The organism is Luteimicrobium sp. NPDC057192, assembly GCF_042670205.1.
In the GTDB taxonomy this organism is placed as follows: domain Bacteria; phylum Actinomycetota; class Actinomycetes; order Actinomycetales; family Cellulomonadaceae; genus Luteimicrobium.
The window spans coordinates 54,794-70,862 of sequence record NZ_JBHUWD010000023.1; the positions used below are offsets into that span (position 1 = coordinate 54,794).

The 16,069-nt window shown below is 74.6% G+C and carries 14 protein-coding genes and 1 tRNA gene; 2 read left to right on the top strand and 13 right to left on the bottom strand.

What is annotated here, in order from left to right; all coding sequences use genetic code 11:
* Window positions 1–67: 67 nt before the first annotated feature.
* The 9 genes from mnhG to ACFT5B_RS12095 all read right to left on the bottom strand — a co-directional run bounded on the left by mnhG (window position 68) and on the right by ACFT5B_RS12095 (window position 9,120).
* Complete coding sequence (gene mnhG, locus ACFT5B_RS12055) at window positions 68–511, bottom strand: monovalent cation/H(+) antiporter subunit G (protein WP_386798493.1); 444 nt, start codon at window positions 509–511, stop codon at window positions 68–70.
* Entirely contained in the window at window positions 508–873 is a 366-nt protein-coding gene (locus ACFT5B_RS12060; protein WP_386798495.1) for a monovalent cation/H+ antiporter complex subunit F, read from the bottom strand. The genes mnhG and ACFT5B_RS12060 overlap by 4 nt, the downstream gene beginning before the upstream one ends.
* Window positions 870–1,448, bottom strand: coding sequence for a Na+/H+ antiporter subunit E (locus tag ACFT5B_RS12065; RefSeq protein ID WP_386798497.1), 579 nt, complete (start codon window positions 1,446–1,448; stop codon window positions 870–872). The genes ACFT5B_RS12060 and ACFT5B_RS12065 overlap by 4 nt, the downstream gene beginning before the upstream one ends.
* The gene (locus ACFT5B_RS12070) at window positions 1,445–3,067 is read right to left on the bottom strand and encodes a Na+/H+ antiporter subunit D (RefSeq protein WP_386798499.1); all 1,623 of its coding nucleotides are present in this window, start codon (window positions 3,065–3,067) and stop codon (window positions 1,445–1,447) included. Before ACFT5B_RS12070 ends, ACFT5B_RS12065 begins: the two co-directional genes overlap by 4 nt.
* The gene (locus ACFT5B_RS12075) at window positions 3,064–3,576 is read right to left on the bottom strand and encodes a Na(+)/H(+) antiporter subunit C (RefSeq protein ID WP_386798501.1); all 513 of its coding nucleotides are present in this window, start codon (window positions 3,574–3,576) and stop codon (window positions 3,064–3,066) included. Before ACFT5B_RS12075 ends, ACFT5B_RS12070 begins: the two co-directional genes overlap by 4 nt.
* Window positions 3,573–6,587: a Na+/H+ antiporter subunit A gene (locus ACFT5B_RS12080; RefSeq protein WP_386798503.1), complete on the bottom strand. Its 3,015-nt coding sequence runs from the start codon at window positions 6,585–6,587 to the stop codon at window positions 3,573–3,575. The genes ACFT5B_RS12075 and ACFT5B_RS12080 overlap by 4 nt, the downstream gene beginning before the upstream one ends.
* A 129-nt stretch (window positions 6,588–6,716) precedes the next feature.
* A complete protein-coding gene (locus ACFT5B_RS12085; RefSeq protein ID WP_386798505.1) occupies window positions 6,717–7,874 on the bottom strand; it encodes a hypothetical protein in 1,158 nt (385 codons plus the stop codon).
* 1 nt (window position 7,875) lies between these two features.
* Complete coding sequence (dcd, locus tag ACFT5B_RS12090) at window positions 7,876–8,451, bottom strand: dCTP deaminase (protein WP_386798507.1); 576 nt, start codon at window positions 8,449–8,451, stop codon at window positions 7,876–7,878.
* A 54-nt stretch (window positions 8,452–8,505) separates the two neighbouring features.
* Window positions 8,506–9,120 carry an NINE protein gene (locus ACFT5B_RS12095; protein WP_386798509.1) on the bottom strand — a complete coding sequence of 205 codons (615 nt, stop codon included), beginning with the start codon at window positions 9,118–9,120 and terminating at the stop codon, window positions 8,506–8,508.
* A gap of 88 nt (window positions 9,121–9,208) precedes the next feature.
* Here ACFT5B_RS12095 and ACFT5B_RS12100 point away from each other — a divergent pair.
* Window positions 9,209–9,279, top strand: a tRNA-Gly gene (locus ACFT5B_RS12100).
* Between the two features lie 168 nt (window positions 9,280–9,447).
* Here the strand turns inward: ACFT5B_RS12100 and ACFT5B_RS12105 are convergent.
* A complete protein-coding gene (locus ACFT5B_RS12105; RefSeq protein ID WP_386798511.1) occupies window positions 9,448–10,881 on the bottom strand; it encodes a PLP-dependent aminotransferase family protein in 1,434 nt (477 codons plus the stop codon).
* Between the two features lie 28 nt (window positions 10,882–10,909).
* Here ACFT5B_RS12105 and ACFT5B_RS12110 point away from each other — a divergent pair, with 28 nt between their 5' ends.
* Window positions 10,910–11,827 carry a DMT family transporter gene (locus ACFT5B_RS12110; protein ID WP_386798513.1) on the top strand — a complete coding sequence of 306 codons (918 nt, stop codon included), beginning with the start codon at window positions 10,910–10,912 and terminating at the stop codon, window positions 11,825–11,827.
* Between the two features lie 22 nt (window positions 11,828–11,849).
* Here the strand turns inward: ACFT5B_RS12110 and ACFT5B_RS12115 are convergent, their stop codons facing one another.
* The 3 genes from ACFT5B_RS12115 to ACFT5B_RS12125 form a co-directional block, all read right to left on the bottom strand.
* Window positions 11,850–12,944, bottom strand: coding sequence for a pirin family protein (locus ACFT5B_RS12115; protein ID WP_386798515.1), 1,095 nt, complete (start codon window positions 12,942–12,944; stop codon window positions 11,850–11,852).
* Window positions 12,945–13,521: 577 nt separating this feature from the next.
* Window positions 13,522–15,261 (bottom strand): acyl-CoA dehydrogenase family protein, encoded by a 1,740-nt coding sequence (locus tag ACFT5B_RS12120; RefSeq protein WP_386798517.1) that lies wholly within the window; start codon window positions 15,259–15,261, stop codon window positions 13,522–13,524.
* Window positions 15,258–15,887: a TetR/AcrR family transcriptional regulator gene (locus ACFT5B_RS12125; RefSeq protein WP_386798519.1), complete on the bottom strand. Its 630-nt coding sequence runs from the start codon at window positions 15,885–15,887 to the stop codon at window positions 15,258–15,260. The genes ACFT5B_RS12120 and ACFT5B_RS12125 overlap by 4 nt, the downstream gene beginning before the upstream one ends.
* Between the last annotated feature and the right edge of the window lie 182 nt (window positions 15,888–16,069).

The window sequence follows — 16,069 nt, forward strand, 5'->3', positions numbered from 1 at the left end:
CGCACCGACCGCGACGGCCCCCTCGCCCGCTGGGCGAGGGGGCCGTCGTCGACGTGGCGGGGCGGGGCTACCCCGACCCGTCGGACGACGGCGGCAGGTCCCGCCGGGCGGCCGCCTCGGCGTCCTCCTCGGCGGCGTCGGCCGCGTCCTCCTCGGCCAGCGCCTCCTCCTGGTCGGCCGTGAGGTCGTCGACGACGAGGTCCTCGTGCGGGACCTTGCGCGTCCGGAACCCGGCCCGCCCGACCATGTGCGCGGCGACGGGCGCGGTGAGGAGCTGGAAGACGACGACGAGCACGAGCATCCCGACGACCGACCACACGTGCACCCGCAGCCCCGCGGCGATCAGCATGAGGATCAGTCCGAGGACCTGCGGCTTGGTCGCCGCGTGCATGCGCGCGAGGAGATCGGGGAACCGCACGATGCCGATCCCGGCCGCGAACGCGAGGAACGCGCCGAGCAGCATGCAGACCGCGGCGACGACGTCCGCCACGCCGTTCCAGTCGACGCTCATCGCTCCCCTCCCTCGACCCGGTCGACCGTGTCGGCGGCGAGGGCGGGGTCGTCGGCGTCGTCGACGTCGCCCTGCGCGGGCGGGAGCTCGATCCGGCCCTCCTCCTCGCGCTCGACGGCCGCGAACCGCGCGACCGTGACCGAGCCGACGAACGCGACGAGCGACATCACGACGAGGATCGGGATGGTCGTCGCGCGGCGCGCGTAGGCGGCCTCGAGGGCGATCGCCCCGACGATCGTCGTGGTGAAGACGTCGAGCGCGACGGTCCGGTCGAGCATCGACGGCCCCCGCTCGGCGCGGTAGATGGCACAGCCCGCGGCCACGGTGAGCAGCGCGATCGTGACGACGAAGACGACGGTCATCCCGGCACCCCTCCCCGGGTCGCGAGGCCCGCGGCCTCGAGCTCGGCGTCGGACGCGAGCGCCCGCAGCACGCGCGCCTCGAGCGCCAGCACGTCGGCGCGCACCTTGTCGACGCCGCCGTACGCCTCCAGGTCGAGCACGTGGAGGTAGAGCATCCCGGTGAGCCGGTGCACCTCGACGACGAGCGAACCCGGCACGAGCGAGCTCAGCTCGGCCGTCACGGTGAGGTAGATGTCGCTGGGGTTCCGCAGCCGCACCCCGACGACGGCGCCGCGCGGCTGCCGTCCGGGGCGGATCGCCTGCCACGCCACCTGGAAGGACGCGACCGCGAGGTCCACGCCGAACCGCACGACGAGGGCGAGCACACGCAACGGGCGGACGTGCCCGTGGAACGGGAGCGGCGGCAGCGGCAGGAGCACCACCACGAGGACGCCGAGCAGCGCGCCCGCGAGCACGTTGCCCCACGTGACCGGCCCCCACAGGAGCACCCAGACGAGCGCGAGCCACACGATCGCCCACCACTGGTGGCGCAGCCGCTCGCGCCACGTCGTCCGACGGCGTACGTGCAGGCTCACGGCGTGCCCTCCCCCGTGCTCACGCCCGACGCGGGCTCGGTCGGCGCACCCGCCTTGGGCACGGACTCGTCGGACTCGCCGACGCCGCGGTCGTGCCCGTCCGGGAACACCGCCTCGACGTACGAGCCGTCGCGCAGCGCCGCCGCGGCGCGGTCCGCGTACGAGTAGAGGGGCCCGGCGAAGACGGTGAGCGCGAGCCCGAACGCGACGAGGGCGCCGGTCGGGACGACCATGCCGCGGGGCACCCGCGCGTCGGTCTCGATCTCCTGCGGCGCCTCCTGCCAGAACGCCTTGTTCCACGCCTTGACGATCGCGTAGAGCGTCAGGAGCGACGTCACCACGGAACCCACGACCAGCGTGTACGCGAGGAACCCGCCCGTGCGGACGCCGTCCTCGACGAGCCCGACCTTGCCGAGGAACCCGGACAGCGGCGGGATGCCCGCGAGGTTCATGGCGGGGATGAAGAACAGGATCGCGAGGCCCGGGGCGAGCTTGGCGAGGCCGCCGAGACGGTCGAGCGACGTCGACCCGCCCCGGAGCTCGACGAGCCCGACGACGAGGAACAGCGCGGTCTGCACGGTGATGTGGTGCACGACGTAGAAGATCGCGGCGGCCGTGCCGGGCTGGGTCGCGAGCGCGATGCCGAACAGCATGTAGCCGATGTGGCTGACGAGCGTGAAGGACAGGAGACGTTTGATGTCGTCCTGTGCCACGGCCCCGAGGATCCCGACGAGCATCGTGAGGAGCGCGACCCACCTGAGCCCCTGGTCGATGCGCGGGTCCGTGGGGAACAGCAGGGTCTGGGTGCGCAGGATCGCGTACACGCCGACCTTGGTGAGCAGGCCGGCGAACACCGCGGTGACGGGCGCGGGCGCCGTCGGGTAGGAGTCCGGCAGCCACGCCGACACCGGGAACATCGCGGCCTTGATCCCGAACGCGAGCAGGAGCAGGAGCTGGATCGCGAGCCTCGTCCCCGGCTCAACGTCGGGCAGGCGCTCCGACAGCTGCGCGAGGTTCACGGTGCCGGCCGCCGCGTAGGTCAGGGCGATCGCGATGAGGAACACGATCGAGGACAGCAGCGCGACGACGACGTAGATCGAGCCGGCGCGGATGCGCTCGCCCGTGCCGCCGAGCGTGAGGAGCACGTAGCTCGCCGCGAGCAGGATCTCGAACCCGACGTAGAGGTTGAACAGGTCGCCCGCGAGGAACGCGTTGCACACGCCCGCCGCGAGCACGAGGTACGTCGGGTGGTAGATCGAGACCGGGATGCTCGACGTCTCCTCCTCGGCCTCCTCGCTCACGCCCTGGGCCAGCGAGTACAGGAGGACGCAGAGGAGCACGAACGACGAGACCGTCACCATGAGCGCGCTCAGGCGGTCCGCGACCAGGTCGATCCCGATCGGGGCGGCCCAGTTCCCGACGTCGACGACGAGCGTCCGGTCGTCCGTGAGGACCAGCAGCGCCACGCCGACGGCGAGCACGCCGGCCAGCGCGACGACGCTCACCACGCGCTGGACCCGGGGACGGCGCGCGAACGCGAGGGCCAGGCCCGCGGCGAGCAGCGGGAGGACGACGGGCAGCGGCACGAGGTCGGTGGCCGTCAGGTCGAACCAGCTCATGTCGCCCCCCGTCCCGTCTCGTTCCCGGTCCCGCCGCCGATGTCGTCGTCCGTCTCGTCGCGTGTCGCGGCGGCCTCCTCGTCGAGCGTCTCGCCCGACTCGACGGCGTCGGCGTCCTCGAAGCTCGGTTCGTTCTTCGCGGCGAGCCGCGCGATGCGGCGGTCCTCGACGTCGTCCTGGACCTCGTCGTGGCCGTGGAGCTGCCACGACCGGTAGGCCATCGCGAGGACGAACGCCGTGAGGCCGAGCGTGATGACGATCGCGGTGAGGATCATGGCCTGCACGAGCGGGTCGCTCATGCGCCACAGCGGGGTCGTCCCGAGGATCGGCGCGCCGCCGGCGCGACCGCCCGCGACGAGCAGCAGCAGGTTGATGCCGTTGCCCAGCAGGATGAAGCCGATGAGCACGCGGGTGAGGCTGCGCTCGAGCAGCAGGTAGACCCCGGTCGTGACGAGCACGCCGATGGCGAGCACCAGGACGGCGGCGGGGGTGGTGTCGAGGACGGTCACCGCTGGGCCTCCTCGGGTTGGCGGGCGGCACGGTCCGCCCGCGCCTCGACGTCGCCCTGGCGGTCGATCTCGGCGCCGAGCGAGCGCAGGATGTCGAGCACGAGGCCGACCACCACGAGGAACACCCCGACGTCGAAGAACAGGGACGTCACGAGGTGGATCTCGCCGACCAGCGGCACGTGGAGGTCGAAGATCGTCGACTGCAGCACCTGCCCGCCCGCGAGCATCGCGGCCAGCCCGACGCCGACGGCGAGGAACAGACCCGTTCCCAGCAGCACGCCGGGCTGCACGGGCGCGGCCTCCCCGAGCTCGTACCGGCCGCCCGCGAGGTACCGGACGACGAGCGCGATCCCGACGACGAGCCCTGCGGCGAACCCGCCGCCCGGGTTGTTGTGCCCCGAGAACAGGAGGAACACCGCGTAGACGATCATCGAGTGGAACAGGAGCCGTGCGACGACCTCGAAGATCACGGACCGCCGGCGCGGCGCGAGCGTGGCGCTCGCCCGCAGCCAGGTCTGCATCCGGCTCCACGCCTCGGGCGCGGTCCCCCGACGGCGCAGGGCGGCCCCGCGGTCGTCCTCCTCGGTCCCTCCCGACCACACGCCGGGAGCCTCGTCGCCGACGCGGGCGCGCTCGGAGTCCTCGGCGCGCAGGATCGCGCCTCCGCGGCGCCGGAGGAACACGAGCGAGGCGACGCCCGTGGCCGCGACCAGCAGCACGGAGATCTCGCCCATGGTGTCCCAGGCGCGGATGTCGACGAGCGTGACGTTGACGATGTTCTTGCCGCCGCCGTACGAGTAGGCCTCGTCGGGGAACTGCGCCGAGACGGGCGTCGCCGTCCGGGCGTTCGGCGCGACGACCGCGAAGGCCATGACCGTGACCCCGGCGACCAGGCCGATCGCGAGCCGCGTCCACCGGCTGCGGGCGAGCGGGCGGTTGGAGAAGTACGGCGGGAGCCGGCGCAGCACGAGCACCATGACGACGAGCGTCACGGTCTCGACGAGGACCTGCGTGAGCGCGAGGTCGGGGGCGCCGTGCAGGAGGAAGAGGACCGCGTTGCCGTAGCCCGCGATCCCGGCGAGGAACACGGCCTTGAGGCGTCGGCGGGACCGCGCGGCGAGGACCGCGGCGACGCCGACCGCCGCGACCGCGACCGCCTGCGTGGGCGTGTCCCAGCCCCGCAGGTCCTGGGGCCACGTGGTGTGCGTGACCAGGACGACGCCGGGGAACGCCGCCATCACGACGACGATCACGCCGAGGTAGAACGGGAGCGAGCCGCGCTGGGTGAGGGACGTGACGTCGGCCGCGGCGTCGTCGAGGCGGCGCATGGACCGCCGATAGACGACGTCGGCCTCGGGGAGGTGCCACCGCCGGAGGAGGCCGCCGACCCGGGTCTGGAAGCCCTCGACCCGGATGCGCCACCACCACGCGAGCGCGCCGACGGCGAGGATCAGCACGGTCAGCCCGAGCGCCGGGCCGATCCCGCCCCACAGGGCGAGGTGCCCCGGCTCGCCCACGGGAAGGGTGTCCGCGTACGGGGAGAGCAGGTGCTCACCGAGGTGCGGGACGAGCGCCGCGGCGAGCCCGAGGACAGCGAGCACGAGCGGCGGCAGCGTCAGGTACGGCGACTGCCGGTGCAGCTTCGAGGGGTCGATCGGCGGCTCGACGGGCGTCCCGTCGGCCTCGGGAAGAGCGACCGCCACGTGCTTCGTCGCGAACGCGCCCCAGAAGAACCGGAGCCCGTACGCGACCGTGAGCATCGAGCCGACGACGACGGCCGCCAGCACGAGCCCGTCGACCCACCCGGGCAGGGTTCCCGCCGGGTGCAGCAGCGCCTCGAGCCCCGCCTCCTTGGCGACGTACCCGGCGAACGGCGGGAGCCCGATCATCGACGCCGTCGCGAGGCCGCCCGCGACGGCCGTGACCGGCAGCCTCCGGCCCACCCCGGTGAGGCGGCGCAGGTCGCGGGTCCCGGTCGCGGCGTCGACGACGCCGGTCACGAGGAACAGCGACGCCTTGAACATGGCGTGCGCGCCGAGCATCGCGATGCCCGCGAGCGCCGTGGCCCGGCTCCCGAGCCCCACGAGGAGCGTGATGAGCCCGAGCTGGCTGACGGTCCCGAAGGCGAGGACGAGCTTGAGGTCCTGCTGGCGCAGCGCCCGGTACCCGCCGAGGAGCAGGGTGCCGCAGCCGAGCACGATGACGATCGTCTGCCAGACGGTGAGCTGCGCGTACGCGGGCGCGAACCGCGCGACCAGGTAGACGCCGGCCTTCACCATCGCGGCGGCGTGCAGGTAGGCGCTCACGGGCGTCGGGGCGGCCATCGCGGCGGGGAGCCAGAAGTGCAGCGGGATCAGGGCCGACTTGGTGGCCGCGCCCGCGAGCAGGCAGACCACCGCGGCGGTCACGGCGGTGCCGCCCGGCGGGTGCGCGACGACCTGGGACAGCGAGTACGTCCCCGCAGCCTCGCCGAGGATGACGACGCCCACGAGCATCGCGAGACCGCCCGCCGTCGTGATGACGATCGCCTGCATGGCCGCGCGCCGGGACGCCTTGCGTTCGGCGTAGTGCCCGATGAGCAGGTACGACGCGACCGTCGTGAGCTCCCAGAACACGAACAGGAGCAGCATGTCGTCGGCGGTGACGAGGCCCACCATGACGCCCGCGAACCCGACGAGCGTGGCCCCGAAGCGGTGCAGCCCGTGCGCCGTCGGGGCGAAGTACGCCGAGCAGTACACGAGGACCAGCGCACCGACGCCGCCGACCAGCAGCAGCATGAGCCACGACAGGGTGTCGAGGCGGAACGTCAGGGTCAGGCCGAGCTCGGGCACCCACTGCCAGTGCTGCACGGGGACGTCGCCGTGCAGGACGCGCGTGGTGCACGCGAGGGCGTAGACGGCCGCCGACGCGGGGGCCAGGGCCAGCACGAGGAACCCTCGACGGCCGAGCCAGGTGATGATCGCAGGCGCCAGCAGCACCATCAGCAGATGGGCTACGAGCAGCTGCAGCACGTCCGCTCCGTCCTGTCGGGGGCGGGGGTCGCGAACGACCGGGGGACCGCAAGGATCCTACCAAGCACAGACCTGCCGAACGTCATTCGGACGTCACCGACAGGCCGACGAATCCTCCACGCGGAGGCGCTACTCGGCCTCCTGCTCGAGGTCCGCGACGCCCACGAGGAAACCGTCCTCGTCCGCGACCTCGCCGCCGACGGCGTGCTGCAGCGCCGCCGTGACCTCCCCGACGACGCCCAGCGCGCGGGTCCGGGCGAGCACGTGCGCGAGCGGCGGGTCCTCGCGCTGCGAGGCCTCGAGGTCGGGCGCCTCCCAGCGCACGTGGTACGCGAGCGCGCCTCCCGCGGTCCACGGCAGACCCTGGAGCGCCAGCGGGACGATCGGCTCGGCGCCGACCTCGACCGCGACGACGCCGTCCGGGCCCAGGTCCACGAGGACCGCGTACCCCTCGAGCGTCATGGGCTGCGCGAGCGTGGCCATGTCGACCTCGTCGGACGCCTGCTGGACGGCACGCACCTGGTCCTCGGACAGCTCGACGATGCCGAGCGCGGTCGGGTCGTAGGCGATGCCGGGCGGCCCCGCCCACTCGACGCCGGTCGTCGCGAGCTGCGCGCCCGGCTCCACCTGGCGCACGAGCGTCTGCGCCGCCTCGGGCTCGAGCCAGACGTCCGTGAAGATCGTCAGGTCGACGTTCGCGTCGGGGTCCGGCACGAGCGTGACGTCGGGGCTGACCGCGCCGCCCAGGTCGACCCGGACCGCGCCCGCGAGCCTGCGGGCGGCCGCGACGAGCCAGTCGACGACGATGCCCTCCTCGCCGGTGGGCAGGCCCACAGGGAACGCGCGGCCCAGACCGTCGCGGTCCCCCCCGCCCGGGTACGGGGGCTCGCCACGCTCGCGCGCGCACGTCACGTCGAACACGTACGCCGTGCGGTCGGGCAGGTCCGTGCCGAAGCCATCGGTGAACTGCGGCGCGTACGGCCCGACGAGCACCGTGCTCGCGGTGAGGCGGAGCACGCCCGGCTCGCCCGGCCGGGCCCACCGGCCCGGCGCGGAGATGAGGTCGATGCCCTCCGGCGCGACGTCCCAGTGCGCGCCCGGGAACCGGCTCACGGCCAGCGCCTCGACCTCGTCGGGTAGCACCTCGGACGCGAAGCCCAGCAGGTGACGGGCCCGGTCGAGCGGGGCGGCCGCGGTGACGGCCGGGAGGAGCGGGAGCGGTGAGGCAGGCACGTAGTCTCTCGGGTCGGGCTCGGGGGTGGACGGGTCGCCGGGCAGGGCGGGCACGCTAGACCTCCGTGCGATGGAAGTTCTGCCAGGACCGCGACGCCGTCGGGCCGCGCTGGCCCTGGTACCGCGAGCCGTAGGCCTCGCTGCCGTACGGGTTCTCCGCCGGCGAGGACAGGCGGAAGAAGCACATCTGGCCGATCTTCATGCCCGGCCAGAGCGTGATCGGGAGCGTCGCGACGTTGCTCAGCTCGAGCGTCACGTGCCCCGAGAACCCGGGGTCGATGAAGCCCGCCGTCGAGTGCGTCAGCAGCCCCAGCCGGCCGAGGCTCGACTTGCCCTCCAGACGGGCCGCGACGTCGTCGGGCAGCGTCACCGTCTCGAACGTCGAACCGAGCACGAACTCGCCCGGGTGCAGGACGAGCGGCTCGTCGGCCTTCGCCTCCACGAGCCGCGTCAGCTCGGGCTGCTCCTGCGACGGGTCGATGAACGGGTACCGGTGGTTGTCGAACAGTCGGAAGAACTTGTCGAGCCGCACGTCGATGCTCGACGGCTGCAGCATCGACGGCTCGTACGGGTCGAGGACCACGCGCCCGGCGTCGAGCTCGGCACGGATGTCACGATCGGAGAGCAGCACGCCCACACCGTAGCCCGTCGCGCTGGACGCGTGGTGACGTGGGTCATAGCCGCATCAGGCGCGGAGCGGCCGCCCTTGCGCGTCGACCGTGTACGACCCCTGGCGTGCCGCGAGGTAGACGATCCCCTCGATGAAGCCCCAGAGCCCGCCCAGTCCGAACGTCACGAACGTGACCACGATCTGCAGGATCCCGATGCCCGTGTAGCCCAGGTAGAAGCGGTGGATGCCGAGCGAGCCCAGGAAGATCCCGAGGAGGCCTGCGACCAGCTTGGACTTCGCGTTCGGGTCGACGAGCGCGTACGGCGCGTACCCGTACGGCGCCTGGCCCGGGTAGGGCGGCTGCGCACCGTACGGCTGCTGGCCGGCGTACGGCTGCTGGCCGGCGTACGGCTGCTGGCCGGCGTACGGCTGCTGGCCGGCGTACGGCTGCTGCCCCGGGTACGGCTGCTGACCCTGGTACGGCTGCTGACCCTGGTACGGCTGCTGACCCTGGTACGGCTGCTGACCCTGGTACGGCTGCTGCTCGGGATACGGCTGGCCCTGCGGGGGCTGCTCGGCGTACGGGGACTGCCCGGCCGACGGCTGCGACTCCCCCGCCTCGGGCTGGGCCTGCCCCGCGTACGGGTCCTCGGGCTGGCCGCTCGGCGGACCGTAGGGCGGCTGGGACATGAGCACTCCTCTGGGCAGGTATGATCGACGACGCACGCTGGCGTTCGAGGATGGTCCCATACCGGGAGCACCCACGGAACCGCGTCTCGCGGGTGTAGTTCAATGGTAGAACTTCAGCTTCCCAAGCTGACAGCGCGGGTTCGATTCCCGTCACCCGCTCCGCGCACGCGAAGGGCCGGTCCTCCTCGAGGACCGGCCCTTCGCGCGTCCCCCGCCGAGCGTCCCCCGCCGAGCGCCGACGGGCGGTAGCTCGAGCTCGTCGGGGCGGGCCGCGGCGCACGCGGCCTCGTGGGCTCCGCGGGTACGCGAGGCGCCGGACCCCGAATGTCATGGCCGGGCGGCTGCCGGCAGTCCCGCCCCGGCGCCCAGGACCTCGCCGAGGACGCGCGCGGCGGCGTCGAACCGGTCGACGTCCGGCCCGCAGAAGCTGAGGCGGAGGTACGGGCCGGTCGGCTCGGCGGGGAACCACTCGTCGCCGGGCGCGACGATCACCCCGCGCGCCTCGCACGCGAGCATGACGTCGACGGGGTCGGCGCCGTCGGGCAGGCGCGCCCATACGCTCAGCCCGCCGGCGGGGACGTGCTCGACCTTCAGGGTCGGAGCGTGCGCGCTCAGGCCGTCGAGCAGGGCGGTGCGGCGCGCGCGCAGCGCCGGACGGACGGCGCGCAGGTGGGTCTGCCACGCGGGCTGGGTGACCACGTCGAGCGCCGCGGCCTGCAGCAGCCCGCTCACGTACATCGACTCGGCCGCGCGGTCCGCGAGGATCCGGTCGCGCACCGGGCCGCGCGCGACGAGCGCCGCGACACGGAGCGCCGGGGACACGCTCTTGGTCAGCGAGCGCAGGTAGATGACGTGCCCGTCGTGGTCCTGGGCGGCGAGCGGGCGCGGGTCGGTGTCGATGGCGAGGTCGTGGGCCCAGTCGTCCTCGACGAGGAAGGCGCCGTGCCGCCGGACGACGTCGAGGACCCGGGCGCGCAGCTCCGCCGACCACTGGGCCCCGGTCGGGTTCGCGTACGTCGGCTGGGCGTAGAAGGCGCGGGCACCGGTCTCGTCGAAGGCGCGGGCCACGTCGTCGGGGTCAGGCCCCGACGGCCCGGACGGGACGGGCACGAGGGTGACGCCCGCCTGCGCGGCGGCGAGGATCGCACCCCAGTAGGTCGGCGACTCGACGACGAGCGGGCGCCCCGGCCCGACGGCGGCGCGGAAGATCGCACTGAGCCCGCTCTGGCTCCCGGGCAGCACGACGACGTCGCGCGCGGTGGGCGGGGTCACGTCGCCCGGCGCGACCCGAGCGAGCTCGCCCGCGAACCACTGCCGCAGCTCGGGCAGGCCGGCGGCCGGGGCGCGCGTCGTCGCGGACGCGGTCCGCGACGCGCGGAGCAGCGCCGCCCGGACGAGCCGCTCGGGCAGAAGGTCGTCGGCGGGGTAACCGGAGTGCAGCGCGACGGCGTCCGGCGAGACGGTCCGCTGCGTGGCCGAGAGCCCACGGAGACGGCCGGTGCGGGCGCGCAGCGCACCGGTCTGCCAGTCGAGGTCCGCCGCCCGTGCTGCCCGGCGCGCTCGCACGAACGTCCCGACGCCGGGCCTGCTCTCGACCAGCCCCTCGGCAGCGAGCACGCGCACCGCGCGCTGGACCGTCAGCGGGCTCGCACCGTGCTCGGCGGTGAGCGCCCGGCTCGAAGGGAGCTGGGCGCCTGCCGGGGCGGTCGCGATCCACGCCCGCAGCGCGGCGACGATCCGCCCGGTGCTATCGTCGTTCATGTCAGACCAGAGTAGCGCTATCGTTCAGATGGACCACCCGCTATCGGCCAGGCCGACGGCGTCGACGCCCGCACGGCACGGGCTCGCCTGGGGCTTCGTCGGCGTCCTCGCGTTCTCCTTCACGGTCCCCTTCACGCGGGTCGCCGTCGGCGGTCTGGCGCCGCTCGTCGTCGGGGCGGGGCGCGCCGTCGTCGCCGGGGCGCTCGCGGCCGTCGCGCTCACCCTCACCCGGCAGGCTCTGCCCCGCGGCGCGCAGTGGGCGCGGCTCGCGGTCGTGGCGAGCGGCGTCGTCATCGGGTTCCCGTTCCTGACCTCGTTCGCGCTGCAGTCGGTGCCCGCGAGCCATGGTGCGGTCGTCGTCGGGCTGCTCCCGGCCGCGACCGCCGTCGCCGCCGTGCTGCGCGCAGGCGAGCGGCCCGCGCGCTCGTTCTGGGTCTTCGCCGTCGTCGGCGCGGTCGCCGCGATCGGGTTCGCGGCCGTGCAAGGCGGCGGCCTCGGGGGCCTCCACCGAGCGGACCTCCTGCTGCTCGGGGCGGTCGCCGCCGCGGCCGTCGGGTACGCGGAGGGAGGCGTGCTCGCGCGCGAGCTCGGGTCGTGGCAGACGATCTCGTGGGCGCTCGTGGTCGTCGCACCCGTGACGGTCGCGCTCGCGGCCGCGGCGGTCGTCCGCGAGCCCCCGCACGCGAGCGCGAGCCAGTGGGCAGCGTTCGCCTACCTGGCCGTGGTCAGCATGTACCTGGGCTTCTTCGCCTGGTACCGCGGTCTCGCGCTGGGCCCGATGGCGCGGGTCAGCCAGGTCCAGCTCGTCCAGCCCGTGCTCACGATCCTCTGGGCGTGGCTCCTCCTGCACGAGCACGTCACCTGGCCGACCGTGCTCGGTGGGCTCGCCGTCGTGGCGTCCGCGGGCCTCGCGGTCCGCACCCGGCTCGCCCGGGCCACGACCTGACGCCCGGACGGTCCGCCGACGCTCAGACGGCCGGGCGAGTGCGCGGCTTGAGGTGCACGTCCGGGAGCACCGGAGCGGGCAGCGGGCCGCCCGCGTACCCGACGACCTCTCCGAAGCGCCCGTCAGCGACCCCTGCCGCGTAGACCGTGCCGCCGTGGTTCGGCCCCTCGCCCGACGTCATCACGAGCCCGGCCTGCCAGTCCGCGCGAGCGCGGGCGACGTCGTCGTGCGTGCGGCCGACGAAGTTCCACCACATCACGACGTCCTCGCCGAACGGCTCACCGCCGAGCAGCATGACGCGCGCCCCGACGGTCCCGGCATCGTCGGTGACCGCGTCGGGGCCGGCCTCGAGCACGAGCTCGCTCGCTCCGGGCGCGACGTACGCGAGATGGTCGCGCTCGACGTCGACCCCGGCGACGCGCACGGCCCCGGCGTCGAGCAGGACGCCGTGCTCGAACCCGGGGTCCGTCCGCACGAGGACGCGCGCCCCGGGAGCCAGGTCGAGCTGCGCCCCGACCAGGGGCGTGAAGGCGGTGGCAGGCGACGTCGCCGCGACGACCCCCTCGGCACCCGCGCCGGTCGCGAGCGCGAGCGTGCCCAGCAGGACGTGCGCCACCGCGCCCTCGACCCGGAGCGCGGGCAGGTCGTCGTGGTGCTCGAAGAACGGGGCGCCGTCGAGCGCACCGGACGGGAGCGCCGTCCACAGCTGGACGCCGTGGAGCGTGCGCGCGGTGGTACCGGCGGGGGTCTCCTCGGAGTGCGAGATCCCGCGCCCCGCGGTCATGAGGTTGAGCTCGCCCGGACGGACCGTCTCGAGCGAGCCGACGGAGTCGCGGTGCAGCACCTCGCCCGCGAACAGCCAGGTGACGGTCTGGAGGCCCGTGTGCGGGTGGGGCGGGACCTGCATCCCGGGCCCGGCGGTGACGTCGTCGGGCCCGTAGTGGTCGGCGAAGCACCACGCCCCGACGAGCGAGCGGGCGCGCTGCGGGAGCGTGCGGCGGACCGTCATCGCGCGCGCCCCGCCGAGCGGGACCGTCCGCGGCTCGAGGATCTGGACGCCGCCCGCGCCGCCGGAGCGGCACACTTGCTCGGCCGGGCGGGTCTCGAGGTTGCTCACGGCCCCACGCTAGCCCGGGCCGGACCTCCGGCCCGGGCGGGCGACCGTTCCCAGGGTGGTGTCAGGGGCGGCGAGGAGGATCGGGACAGCGAAGGCCCCTCGGAGTACGAGTCCGAGGGGCCTTCTCTGGGCCGCTAGTCCCAACACCGACACCGTGTGACGTCACGGCTCGCACGGACACTCGCGCCCACCTTCCATGCGCGCGCAGGCCGTGCCTCTCGCGGCCAGTCTCCCGGGCCCACGCGCACCCTGCGCCGTCCTGCAGCTCCCCGTGCCAGCCGGCCCTGTGCCGGACCCGCGGCGGCGGGGGGTGGTGCACCGTTCTCCGTTCGACCGTCCGACCGGCCGCCGGGGCGATGCTTCTCCGCTTGGCGGTTCTCCGAAGCGTCGTCGCAGCGGCTGGCCGTAGGTCTGTTCTAGACCCGGTTCGGTTCGCCGACAACCCCCTGCAGCGGGTCAATCTGGGCCCCTCACGAACGCACAGGGTCGTCCACAACGGGACCCGCGGAACCGCGTCGTCGCGCACACCCCTGTGGAGGAAATCTGTGGACGGCGCCGGCCGCCCGGCGGCCGTCCGTCAGCCCGCGTGGCGCGCCAGGACCGCCCGCAGGTCCGTCCCCGGAGGCAGCACGCCGTACCCGAGCGCCCGGTCCTCGCCCAGCCGTGCCGGGACGAACGCGTCGCTCGACGCCTCGGGGGCGAAGCGGACCATGAGCGAGGCCTGGAGCCCGAGGGCGAGCGCCTCGACGAGCCGGCGCGCCTGCGCGGGCGCCGCCGCGGGGTCGTGCGCGACCTCCCGCGCGAGCTGCCGGGTCCGCGCGAGGTGCCGGTCCAGGACCGCGCTCGCGCCCGCCGCGCGCGCGACCTCGGCGTCGAACGCGTCGAGGCTCTCGGGGTCGCGGCCGAGCGCCCGGAGGACGTCGAGCGCGATCACGTTGCCCGACCCCTCCCAGATCGCCATGACCGGCTGCTCCCGGTAGCGGCGCGCGAGCGGGAAGGCCTCCGTGTACCCGTTGCCGCCCAGGCACTCCATCGCCTCGTACGCGTGCCCCGGCCCGCGCTTGCAGACCCAGTACTTCGCGACGGCGGTCGCGAGCCGGGAGAACGCGCGCGCCTCGCTCGCGTCGGCGGACCCGGAGGCCGCGACGTCGACGGCGGCCGCGAGCCGCAGCGACGTGAGCGTCGCGGCCTCGGACTCGAGCGCGAGGTCGGCGAGCACCGCCGTCATGGCCGGCTGGTCGACGAGGTGCGCTCCGAACGCCATCCGGTGCCGCGCGTGCCAGAGCGCCTCGGCGACGCCCTGCCGCATCCCCGCGGCCGACCCGTGCACGCAGTCCTCGCGGGTCCGCGCGACCATCTCGATGATGGTCCGGACACCCCGGCCCGGCTCGCCGACCAGGTACCCCACCGTCCCGTCGAGCTCGATCTCGCTCGACGCGTTCGACCGGTTCCCCAGCTTGTCCTTGAGCCGCTGGATCCGGAAGACGTTGCGGGCGCCGTCGTCGAGCACGCGGGGCACGAGGAAGCACGAGACGTCGTCGTCGGGGCGTTCCCCGCCGGACGGCGCGCGCCGGGCGCCCCGAGCCAGCACGAGGAACGCGTCGGACATCGGCGCCGAGCAGAACCACTTGTGGCCCGTGAGCAGGTAGGCGGCGCCGGGCGTGTCGGCCGCGCCCTCACCGTCGCCCGCCGCGGGGCGCGCGAGGGTCGTGCCGGCGCGCACGTCGGACCCGCCCTGCTTCTCGGTCATCGCCATGCCGAAGAGGGCGCCGCGCTTGCTGCCCGGGCCGTCGCCGAACGGCACGAGGCGCCCGTCGTACTCGCGGCTCAGCAGGCGCGGGCGCCAGACGGCGTCGAGCGCCGGTGCGTGGGCGAGCGACGCGACCGCCGCGTGCGACATCGAGACCGGGCACGCATGGCCGGGCTCGACCTGCGCGAACAGGCTGAACGTCGCCGCCCGGACCACCTCGGCGCCGGGGCGCGGCTCGGCCCACGCGGAGGTGTGCGCGCCGTGCGCGACGGCCGCGCCGAGCACGCGGTGGTAGGCCGGGTCGTAGTCGACCTCGTCGACGCGCCGGCCCCAGCGGTCGAACGCCCGCAGCTCCGGGGTGAGGCTGTTCGCTCGCTCCGCGTCGGCCTGGAACGCGGCCGAGCCGACCAGGCGTCCGACCTCCTGCAGCGCCTCCTCGCCCCACGCTCCCCCGAACGCGCGGACGCCGTGGCGCAGGACCGGGAAGTCGGCGTACTCGTCGAGCCCCTCGCGTGGCGGCACCTGGTTGGTGACCGCGTGCGTGACGTGCGGGCGTGGGCTCGTCACACCGACGCCCCTACGACCCCGCGCAGGCAGAACCCGAGGATCGTCGCGACGAGGGCATCAGGGTCGACGTCCGCGCCGAGCGGCGCGAGGGGGCTCGTGAGCGCCGACGCGACGGCTCCGACGAGAGCCGCCCCGACGATGCGCGTGTCCTGCTCGGGCAGCTCGCCCGAGCCGACGCCGGCCGCCGCGATGGCGCCGAACAGGTCCGCGTACTCGCGGGCGAACAGCGTCCGCTCCGCCTCCACGGCCGGGTCGGCCGGCTCCAGCAGGAGTGCCCGCGCGAGCCGCCGACGACGCAGCGCGCGCCGGGCGAACGTGTCGACGACCCGCGCGAGCCGGGCCTGGGCGGCGGTGGCGGGTGCGTCGTCGGGCCGAGGCTCGGCGGCCGTGCGCACGTGCTCGAGCTCGACGGACGCGATCTGGCGGAAGACAGCGGTGAGGAGGTCCGAGCGGGCCGGGAAGTAGGTGTAGACGCTGCTCGCGCTGAGGCCCGCCCGGGTGGCGACGGCCTGCACGGTGGCGCCGGCGAATCCGCGCTCGGCGACGACGTCGACGCCCGCGCCGACGAGAGCGGTGCGCCTCCGGTCGCGGGCGGCTCGGGTGGCGTCGGTCTCGCGGTACGGCACGCAGTCCTCCATCAGGCATCCGGCTGCCCCGGCCCAGGGCCGGGAGCACGAGTGAGCGACGCCCTTGTCGCCCCCTCGCTCGAAGCATCGAAGCACGGTTCGGAGCTTCCGGCGAGGCCACTGTGGGACAGGTGACCCAATCGTTACCTCTCCCCCGCGAAGTACCCCGGCATCCCGAATAC

Coding starts and splice junctions, on each gene's coding strand:
- mnhG (WP_386798493.1), bottom strand. CDS start 511: ATGAGCGTCGACTGGAACGGCGTGGCGGACGTCGTCGCCGCGGTCTGC.
- ACFT5B_RS12110 (WP_386798513.1), top strand. CDS start 10,910: ATGGACCACCCGCTATCGGCCAGGCCGACGGCGTCGACGCCCGCACGG.
- ACFT5B_RS12070 (WP_386798499.1), bottom strand. CDS start 3,067: ATGAGCTGGTTCGACCTGACGGCCACCGACCTCGTGCCGCTGCCCGTC.
- ACFT5B_RS12095 (WP_386798509.1), bottom strand. CDS start 9,120: ATGTCCCAGCCGCCCTACGGTCCGCCGAGCGGCCAGCCCGAGGACCCG.
- ACFT5B_RS12105 (WP_386798511.1), bottom strand. CDS start 10,881: ATGAACGACGATAGCACCGGGCGGATCGTCGCCGCGCTGCGGGCGTGG.
- ACFT5B_RS12060 (WP_386798495.1), bottom strand. CDS start 873: ATGACCGTCGTCTTCGTCGTCACGATCGCGCTGCTCACCGTGGCCGCG.